The 8439-nt window shown below is 63.0% G+C and carries 17 protein-coding genes; 11 read left to right on the top strand and 6 right to left on the bottom strand.

All coding sequences use genetic code 11. From position 1 onward, the window contains the following. The 11 genes from I6F10_RS19445 to I6F10_RS19395 form a co-directional block, all read left to right on the top strand. A partial coding sequence (locus I6F10_RS19445; RefSeq protein ID WP_231620012.1) for a hypothetical protein occupies positions 1-305 on the top strand: 305 nt, incomplete at its 5' end. Positions 306-398: 93 nt separating this feature from the next. After that, positions 399-524, top strand: a complete 126-nt coding sequence (locus I6F10_RS20405; RefSeq protein ID WP_267907111.1) for a hypothetical protein — start codon at positions 399-401, stop codon at positions 522-524. Beyond that, positions 521-781 carry a hypothetical protein gene (locus tag I6F10_RS19440; protein WP_114488327.1) on the top strand — a complete coding sequence of 87 codons (261 nt, stop codon included), beginning with the start codon at positions 521-523 and terminating at the stop codon, positions 779-781. The genes I6F10_RS20405 and I6F10_RS19440 overlap by 4 nt, the downstream gene beginning before the upstream one ends. 574 nt (positions 782-1355) lie before the next feature. Next, entirely contained in the window at positions 1356-1583 is a 228-nt protein-coding gene (locus I6F10_RS19430) for a hypothetical protein (RefSeq protein WP_114488325.1), read from the top strand. Between the two features lie 192 nt (positions 1584-1775). Beyond that, on the top strand, positions 1776-2123 hold the full coding sequence (locus tag I6F10_RS19425) for a hypothetical protein (protein ID WP_114488324.1): 348 nt from the start codon (positions 1776-1778) through the stop codon (positions 2121-2123). Continuing rightward, the gene (locus I6F10_RS19420; RefSeq protein WP_114488323.1) at positions 2120-2347 is read left to right on the top strand and encodes a hypothetical protein; all 228 of its coding nucleotides are present in this window, start codon (positions 2120-2122) and stop codon (positions 2345-2347) included. The genes I6F10_RS19425 and I6F10_RS19420 overlap by 4 nt, the downstream gene beginning before the upstream one ends. Further along, entirely contained in the window at positions 2341-2553 is a 213-nt protein-coding gene (locus tag I6F10_RS19415) for an excisionase (protein WP_114488322.1), read from the top strand. Before I6F10_RS19420 ends, I6F10_RS19415 begins: the two co-directional genes overlap by 7 nt. Beyond that, complete coding sequence (locus I6F10_RS19410; protein ID WP_114488321.1) at positions 2550-3170, top strand: hypothetical protein; 621 nt, start codon at positions 2550-2552, stop codon at positions 3168-3170. The genes I6F10_RS19415 and I6F10_RS19410 overlap by 4 nt, the downstream gene beginning before the upstream one ends. Positions 3171-3432: 262 nt before the next feature. Further along, entirely contained in the window at positions 3433-3729 is a 297-nt protein-coding gene (locus I6F10_RS19405) for a hypothetical protein (protein ID WP_114488319.1), read from the top strand. Continuing rightward, the gene (locus I6F10_RS19400; protein WP_114488318.1) at positions 3726-4268 is read left to right on the top strand and encodes an HNH endonuclease signature motif containing protein; all 543 of its coding nucleotides are present in this window, start codon (positions 3726-3728) and stop codon (positions 4266-4268) included. The genes I6F10_RS19405 and I6F10_RS19400 overlap by 4 nt, the downstream gene beginning before the upstream one ends. After that, positions 4265-4483, top strand: a complete 219-nt coding sequence (locus tag I6F10_RS19395; protein ID WP_114488317.1) for a hypothetical protein — start codon at positions 4265-4267, stop codon at positions 4481-4483. Before I6F10_RS19400 ends, I6F10_RS19395 begins: the two co-directional genes overlap by 4 nt. A 175-nt stretch (positions 4484-4658) precedes the next feature. Here the strand turns inward: I6F10_RS19395 and I6F10_RS19390 are convergent, their stop codons facing one another. The 6 genes from I6F10_RS19390 to I6F10_RS19365 form a co-directional block, all read right to left on the bottom strand. Continuing rightward, positions 4659-5165: a lysis protein gene (locus I6F10_RS19390; RefSeq protein WP_114488316.1), complete on the bottom strand. Its 507-nt coding sequence runs from the start codon at positions 5163-5165 to the stop codon at positions 4659-4661. After that, on the bottom strand, positions 5162-5740 hold the full coding sequence (locus I6F10_RS19385; RefSeq protein ID WP_181870817.1) for a glycoside hydrolase family 19 protein: 579 nt from the start codon (positions 5738-5740) through the stop codon (positions 5162-5164). The genes I6F10_RS19390 and I6F10_RS19385 overlap by 4 nt, the downstream gene beginning before the upstream one ends. Before the next feature lie 2 nt (positions 5741-5742). Further along, positions 5743-5961 (bottom strand): hypothetical protein, encoded by a 219-nt coding sequence (locus I6F10_RS19380; RefSeq protein WP_114488314.1) that lies wholly within the window; start codon positions 5959-5961, stop codon positions 5743-5745. Beyond that, a complete protein-coding gene (locus tag I6F10_RS19375) occupies positions 5945-7786 on the bottom strand; it encodes a hypothetical protein (protein ID WP_197099271.1) in 1842 nt (613 codons plus the stop codon). Before I6F10_RS19375 ends, I6F10_RS19380 begins: the two co-directional genes overlap by 17 nt. After that, a complete protein-coding gene (locus tag I6F10_RS19370) occupies positions 7783-8220 on the bottom strand; it encodes a hypothetical protein (RefSeq protein ID WP_114488115.1) in 438 nt (145 codons plus the stop codon). Before I6F10_RS19370 ends, I6F10_RS19375 begins: the two co-directional genes overlap by 4 nt. After that, the coding region (locus I6F10_RS19365; RefSeq protein ID WP_197099270.1) for a hypothetical protein at positions 8217-8439 on the bottom strand (223 nt) is incomplete at its 5' end. The genes I6F10_RS19370 and I6F10_RS19365, both read right to left, overlap by 4 nt.

The raw sequence follows: 8439 nt of genomic DNA, 5'->3' as shown, positions 1-8439 counted from the left end.
GGCAAGACGGAAGGAGGTGTGTGATGGAACTCAACCGTGAGTGCTTACGGAAGGCGATGATGGCTTTCTATGACGCCCCGGGTAGTGCACATGACGGCGTAGCACCGGCCATCGAAGCCTACCTCGCCGAGATGTTCAAGCCCGGCCAGATTCAGATGCTCGAACCGCTCGAAGTGATCCCCCAGCGCGACTATCGCAAGGAACTTTGGATCGGCGTTCAACTGAAATTCGGCAGCTCCAAACACGCAGACGACGCCCTTGCGGACTTTGACATCCGATTCCACAAGGAGTCCACCCATGGATGACTTCACCATCGGCCTCGCAGTCGGCCTGTTCGCAGGCGTCTTCATCGGTGTGTGCATCGCCGCACTGCTGGTCGTCAACAAAGGAGAGAGCACATGACCCCACTCGAATGGATTTTTGCAATCGGCATGACGCTGCTTGCCCTCGGTGCCGGAGCAGCGTTCTTCATCCTCGTTACCGCTTTCAAGATGGTGCGCCAGCGCCTGGAGAAACACCAATGACACCAATCGAATGGTTTGGCCTCATCGGCTTCGCGCTGCTGGGCCTGGGCTTCGTCGCCCACCTCTACAAAGCCAACCTGAACAAGCTGCGCCTCGACGCGCTGCAGACCTACCAGTGGAAGGTCATGTGCATCGACGGGCAGTTCGCCGTGCTGGAGGGCACGCCTGTGCGTCAGGTCGGCGCGCAGAAGCCCACGGTTCGCGAGGCGATTGATGCGGCGATTTTGGAGCGCCAACATGCCAAGACGCAAGTTTGACGCTTCGATGCTCGCGCCGGAGTACTACACGCCGCCAGCGTGGATGACCGGATACCCGACGGTGCTACACGACGCGCATCTACTCACCTGGAAAAAGCACAAGGTCAGCGTGCAAAAGAAGGACTACTACCGGCGCAAGAAAGAGGAAATTCTTGCTCGCAACAAAGCGTGGCGCGAGGCCAACCCAGAAAAGGAACGCGAATGCGTCCGCAGATGGAGGGAGGCCAACCCCGAGCGNCTACCGGCGCAAGAAAGAGGAAATTCTTGCTCGCAACAAAGCGTGGCGCGAGGCCAACCCAGAAAAGGAACGCGAATGCGTCCGCAGATGGAGGGAGGCCAACCCCGAGCGTGTAGCGGAACTCCGGCGCGCAGACTATGAACGCCACCGCGAGCGCCGACTGGCAAACCAAGCCCAGCGCTGGCAGGACCTCAACGATGCCAGTGTTCGGGGCATCGTGGCGCACGGATACGGGTCTGTCGGTCTGACCAGCAAGGACGTGCCCGACGAAGTGCTCCCGATCTTCCGCACCCAGATGCTGATCAAACGTGAACTCAGAAAACAGAAAGTCGCACCATGAACCTCGAAGCACTCACCAATGAATTGACGGGTCTCTACAAAGACATCCGCGCAGGCAAAGTGGAGCCAGCAGTGGCCCACGAACTCAACAACACGGCGGCCAATATCCAAGGTGTCATCCGCCTGGGCCTGCTGAACGCCAAGCTGCAGAACAAGTCGCCAGACCTCGCTTTCTTCAAGGAAGCACGCAAGGCGGCTGTCAAGAAGGGGGTGAAGCGTGGATGACGCCGACCTGAGCCAAGACCGCGCCGAGCGCGAGGCCCCTTACCTGCTCGCAGCCAGCCGCAAGCCGACTGGCCCCACGGCCACCGGTCGGTGCCTGTACTGCGACGAGATCGTTGCCGACGACCAGCGGTGGTGCGACACAGCCTGCCGTGACGGGTGGGTGCGCGAGTCGCGGTTGCGGGGAGGTGTGCGATGAGCGAAGACGAAATGTTGGAGCTGGCTGCGAAGGCCATGCACAACCTGCGGAACCCGAATTTCTGTAACTACACCGTGGTGGATAAAGAAGTCGGTGTGTGCTTAGAACTGGGTTCTCGCCGGGGTGCGATCACGAGCTACTGGAACCCCCTCGTCAACGATGGCGATGCCCTGCTTCTGGCGGTGAAGTTGCGCATGTCGGTGACGGTCTTTGACAACGCGGTGGGTATCGGTATCAAGGGCGACTTTGGTTACCGTGAGTACGACATAACTCCAGACCCCCACGCCGCCACTCGCTGGGCCATAACCCACGCCGCCGCCGAAATTGGAAAGGCAATGCCATGAACGACAAACGATTCGAATCCTGGTGGACCAGCAACCCGGCGCGCGTGGCGCTGAACCCGGCAGCGAAGGAAGTGGCGCGCAAGGTGTGGAAGGCGGCCCAGCAGGACATGGCGACGGAACTGCTGGAGATCAACCCAGCGCCTGCTGGTGCGTCGTTCGACGCGCTGATCGCCTCGCTGACCACAGCACGCGGCGTTCCGCACGTCAAGGGGGCACCATGCTAAAACGCATCCCCCTGTTCTGCCAGGAGACTGGCTATTCTGAGAAGGCCTTGGCCCGCAAGATCGAAGACGGCGTGTGGGTCGAGGGCCGCGAGTACGTGCGGGCGCCGGATGGGCGCTTGCTGATCGACATGGATGGGTTCAACAGGTGGGCTCGTTCCGAACAAAACACCAAACCCCGGCGAAGAGTCGGAGAAAGCACCATGTGAACCTCGACCAACTGACCGCGCGCATCCGTACCGCCATCGAATGCACCACCAACCAGCTTCGCCCGCCCGTAATGGGCCCGGGGCTCCCCGAGTCCACCCGCACCGCGCTGCAGGTCCACCTCGACGCGCTCCTGAAAGAAGAGCTGCGAGCGCTTACTGGGCAAGCGCCGGAGGGCGATTTGGCTGGGTTCGCAGAGCAGAACGAAAAATTTGCGCAGGACATGGGTTTGCGCAAAGACCCCGAGCCGCCCATCTACGAAAACCTCTGGCTCCAAGCGACCAGCGACCTCAACGCCGCGATGGGCCTGGTACAGCAGAACCAAGAGTTCTTCGGCGCGCAGTGCGGCGACGACAAGATCAAGGTGATTGGCGAGTTCTTCGTCAAGTGGGCGGCCCTCATGATGGAGCCGAAGGCCGACACCACCCCCTGGTATCCCGACGATTCAGGCGACTGGGTGGAAGGCCACCCGCGCGAGCTGCCACCTAACACACCAATGGCGGGCTGGTTGTTCCGGTCCGAACGGGACAACAAAGCGTACACGACCCCGGAATCCGACTGGACCGCAGGCGAGTTGCGCAACCGGAACATCGTCGCCTACAAGGTGGTCAAGCCATGACCTACGAAGTCCAATTCCAAGTGGGCACCGCCGAGTACACCGCGCGCGGTCCCGACATCGACGGCGTGCTGCGGCTGATCCAGGGGGTGCAGGGTGTGGGGCGTGTGCCGGAGTGGATCGACTGGGCCGGCGGTGCGTGTCCCGTAGCTTCCGGTGTCGTCGTTGCCCTCCAGCCCCGTTCGGGTAGACAGACGCGCGGTGAGGGTCAAACTTTTGACTGGGGTCACACCGGCCGCCCTGGCGACATCGTGAGGTATCGCGTATGCGAGTGATCCTCCACGGCCCCGTAACCGCCGACCACCTGGCCGATGCCGAACTGATGGCCGGGATCACCCCGACCAGCTTCGTGACGAACGGCCTGTCCCACCCGCCGCGCGGCAGCCGCCTGCCCGTCGATGTCTACCCGATCTGCCCGATGCAGCCGGTGGAAACCCGGGAGCGGGCGCGGAACTACACACTTGTTTTCCACTCAGACGCATTGGTGTGTGCAGGGGGAAACGACCATCTTGTGTCTCTTGCGCGCAACTATAACCTACTGATTTACGAGGTTAATCCATGAAACGGATTTCACTGGCGCGGTTGAGACAGGTGTTGCACTACGACCCGGATAATGGCGTGTTCACGTGGCACCCCCGTGGCCTCGAAGATTTCGACGGCGATGAAAGACGATGGCGCAGTTGGAACACGCAGCATGCCGGTCGCCCTGCAGGGTGCTCAACACTGCGCTACACCAACATCCGCATCGACGGCAAAACATACTGGAGTCATCGTGTCGCATGGTTCTACACACATGGTCACTGGCCCAACGGGATTATCGACCACCGGAACGGCGACAAATATGACAACCGATTGGACAACCTTCGTGTCGTTTGCCCGATGGGCAACGCTGAAAATCGCAGGGCGCTCATGCGCGGGAAGAAGGAAGACTTACCGATAGGTGTGTTCAAGATGCCTCGTCCGGGTTTGCCCAACCCCTACATGGCGCGCATCGCAGCCAGAGGCGCCCGAAAGTATCTGGGGTGCTTCCCAACACCTGAAGCCGCATCGGCCGCCTACCTCGCGGCAAAACGAGAACTGCACGAAAGCAACACGCTATGACCGAAACAGCAGAACAACCGGCCCACAAGCTCAACGCCGACCAGACCGTGGCCGTCGCCACCGACGTGTTCTGGAACGAGGACATGACCACGTGCCCTCGCGGCGCCAAGGTCCAACTGCTCGGCGCGGGCGGCGTGGCGGTATACGGCGACTACCACGGTGATCCGTTCTGGCAGGCGTGGTGCCCGCTGCCGAAGCGTCGGAGGAAGGTATGAACTCGCATCAACGTCGTGTGGCTTTTCGCAAGCAGTACCCACACCCTGTGGTTGAGATTCGCGGTGACAAGGTGTTCGTCCTCGCCTAGAGATCGTTCTGGAGAAGGGCACTGCGCCACCCCAAACTTCGTGCACTATACGCAGAGTGGGTGGCGCAGGGACGACCTGAACCTGATCACTTCAGGCAAACACCCCTGACGTAATCCTGCAGCCCCGCTATTTGCTGGCGGGCAGTTTCAATCCCGGCTCGGAGACTGAAATAATCCCGTTCAGCGGCGTCAGTAAGTCGGGGGCCGCCTGCATCAACCACGCTGGTGGCGCCGGGGGCTTGGGGCACACCAGTTCCGGTTGGGGCGGGGCACTTGGCATTGATCCGCAGCCCGACACGGCCAGCGCGCACATCAGACTGCAGAGTTTCCAGCTTGCGCTTTTCATGGTTCAGTTCCTTCGTGTGTTTCTCGTCCAGAGCGGCCACGGCCGCCTTGCGCGCATCGTCCTCGGCGACCACCGCCTGGTACGCCTTCAGTGTCTTGTCGGCCAACACGCGCAGCACCTCGGCGTTGTCGGCCTTCGTCTTCTGATGCGCCGACTTCTCGCCGGCCACCCTCACCTGCTGCCCGGCCAGCGCCAGCAGGAGCACCACGATCAGCGCCTCGCGCCAGAATTTGAGCAGCCCGATCATGTCAGTGCTTTCAGCGCAGTCTCGTACTGCGCCTTGCGCTCGGCCAGGTGCATGAGCGCTGGCCCGTTCACCCGCCGCGTCACCTCGGTCATGTCGCCCTTGTCGGCCGGGTCGTTGCACTTGGCGTCGTGCCAGTACCAGGCTGCCGTCAGCGCGGCGTGCTTTGGCGTGGTGACCAGCGCGGGGTTGCCCACGTAGTCGTACCCCAGCGACTCGCCGGCGCGTTCGTAGTTTTTGCGCCAAGTTAGCTGCACCAAACCTCTGCCATGCATGCCTTTGTAGAGCAGTTCGCTCAGGCCCTTGGGGTTGCGTGCGTATGGCTCGGCGTCAGCCATGCTCTTGAACGCGCGGGGGTAGATGCGCGCCAACCGTGAGGCGTCCTTGTAGTACAGGCCCTCTTCCACCGCCGACAGGTGCGCCGACTCCACCGCCACGGTGGCGAGGAACGCCGCCTGGCGCTGCAGAGAGCAGATGTCGAATCGACCCATGGCATCCAGCAGGGGCTGGTGGTAGGTCTGCGCGTTTCCGTACGGCGCGCTGGTGGCCGCCGCGAGTTGTTCAACCGTGAAGGTCATGGTCATACCTCGATAATCTCAATGGTCAGGTCCGGCGCGGGGCCTTCGATTGCGCCGTTGCGGAAGAACACGCGGTCACCCACGGTGGCCTCCCCGCGTGCAGTAGCCATACCACCCTGCTCCTGGATGGTGGCAACGCCGTCGGCATAGGCGATCACCTCACCCACGCGCAACGGGTAGGTGGGGATCAGCTTCTGGAACCGGCTAAACAGGTTCGACATGTGTTTCCACCCCCAAGGTTTGCCAGATAGACGGCAGCCCAACTTCGACCTGCACGCTGCGCGTGAGACCGATGCGCTCGATGCCCCCATCCAAGTAGCGCACGAAGCTGCCCGGGGCGATGATCCCGGTCTCAGCGAGCACCGGCAGGCGCAGGCCCACTGTGGCGATGCGGCCTGTGTCGGACAGCACGGCGATACCCCGCTGGCGCGCGGCCACCGCCTCGGTGATCAGCGGGTCGATGATGGTGGGCGCCAGGTAGTCGCCAGCGGTGCCTTCTCGCGTCACGCGGCCGTTGACCCCAACCTGCTGGCCCATGACGTACACCCGGTTGTAGCGGGCCTTGTCGCGCCACTCGATGCTCTCGCGGCTCATCACCGCCGATGGCAGCTCGAAGTCGGGTGTGACGCCCGCCCAGTCCCACGGCGCCACGGGGTAGCGCGACAGGACCCGCAGCACCTCGTCGGTGTTGTGGGGCTGCAGGTACGCCGAGATCGACCCGGCCACCTGGTTCAGCGCGGTGATGTAGCTGCCCTGGTGGCTGAACACGCCCGCAGGCACGTTCCAGTCGTCCGGGTTCCACTCCACGTCCCAGCCCAGCGGCACGCCGTTGTCGGTCAGGATGTCGTTCATGAGCTGTTCAGCCGTGCGGCCAAACTCGTTGCCGAAGCTCATGATCGGCGCGTACGGGGCGTCGAGCACCGCCGCGCGGCCACGGCCACCTATGCGCAGGTCGCTCCGGCCGAACGTGCGCTCGCGGGAGATAGACTCCACGATGAAGCGGTAGGGCGTGCCGTTGATCGTCGCCTGCACGTCCACGGGCACGCCGTCCTCGGGCTCAATGTCGGCCAGCGCGTAGCCTGGTACGGAGGCGCTGAAGCTCCACGTCCACGAGTCCACGTCCAGCGACATGGACATGGACAGCGTGGGGATCGGCACCGCACCCTCAACTCGAATCAGAACTGCACTGTTGATCACCAGGTAGACCTCTTTGATCGGGACAACGACCGTGCCGCCCGGTGTTGGCCCACCGTGCCGCTCGCAAATGAAAACGAGGTGCGCGGCATCGACGTGCGCCTCGGAGAACACCAGGTGTACCGGCAACGAAGGCAGGTAGCACGGGTCCGGTCCGGGCACGGGTGGCCGAACCCAGATACCCGCCGGTGGTGGCATGGCCTCTTGGTATCGGCCGGCGAGCAGTGCACCGAACGGCAGCGCATCTTGGTAGCCTTCCAGAATTGAATTCCAGTATCCGACGGCTTCCTGAAAACGCCCTGCGGTTGAATTTCGCCGGTCGTTTAGGGTGTCCTGAAACTTGGTCGTGCGCGCACTTTGTATGCCCAGCGCTTCTTGGAATCGAGCCCAGGCGTCGTTGCGCAGTCGAATTTGGTCCTGAAATTCGGAACCCAGTGTCGTCTGCAGGGGCGCCGCCTCCTGGTAATGCGACGTGCTGTCGCTGCGCAGGCGCTCTTGGTCCTGCCATCGCAGGTCGGTGGGCGACTCAACGGGGTCTGCGTCTTGCCAACGGCTCTGCCAGTGGGGAACGAGAGGCGTGCTGTCTTGCCACACACCGCGCATCGGCTCCTGGGACGCAGCGGCCCCTTGGTAGACAGAGCGCACTTCGCCCACGTCGGGGCGCTCGGCCCCGCTCACGTATTCAAACGCAACCGCGCCTGTCAGGTCGAAAACGTCATCCGCTACCAGGTCGAAGACCCCCTCGACGTAAACGGCAACGCTCGGGATGTCGGCTGTCGGCTCATCACCGAACACCAGGTGTACCGGCAGCCCAGTGGTTGGGGCGGCCGAGAAGATCAGGCTCGTGCTCATGAGAGCGCCGTTGCGCCCAGTATCGCCCGGCCTCCTGCGTAGAGATTCACGCCGTCAGCGCCGTCCAGTTTGAACGGCCCGTCGCCCGCCATGTCGGTCACGTCGCCATCGGCGATGGGGTCACCTTCACTGGTTGCCAGCCGGCCCCACACCGCTGCCCCGTTGACTGCGATCAGGTCGCCGATCACAGACTCCTGCGTGAGCAGAATCCCTGTCAGTTCGACCGTGCCGCACGGCTTCGTGAGCACCAAGGTTGCCAGGGCGGCGCCCCCCGGAACGTCACCAGAGGTGGCCGGGCGCGTCGTGCCGTAGATTTCCAGTTGCGCGGGACCAGAGCCTGCGTCGGCCAGGTCGATCAGAGCCTGCAGCACAGCAGGTCGAGCTGACACGAGCGCAGCCGCGCGCGCAGCAGCCGAGAGTGCCAGCGTGGTCATCCTGGGTAGCCCTCGGGCTCGATGCGGTCGGCGATGACGGCGCGGAAATCGGCGCTCGGGTAGATGGCGATTACGCTGTACGTGTAGTTTTCGTCCACACCCTCGAACGCGCCTTCCCCCGTGGTCGGGTCCGACCACTCTTCGCGGATCACCTTGCCGTCAATGTCACGCACCAGGCGCACCTTGGCAAACTGCGGGGTGTACGTCTTCGGCGTGGTG

The sequence above is a fragment of the Pseudoalteromonas sp. SWYJZ98 genome, assembly GCF_015864495.1.
GTDB lineage: Bacteria > Pseudomonadota > Gammaproteobacteria > Enterobacterales > Alteromonadaceae > Pseudoalteromonas > Pseudoalteromonas distincta.
Note: the sequence above shows the minus strand (reverse complement) of the source record. Positions and strands in the feature narration are given on the sequence as shown.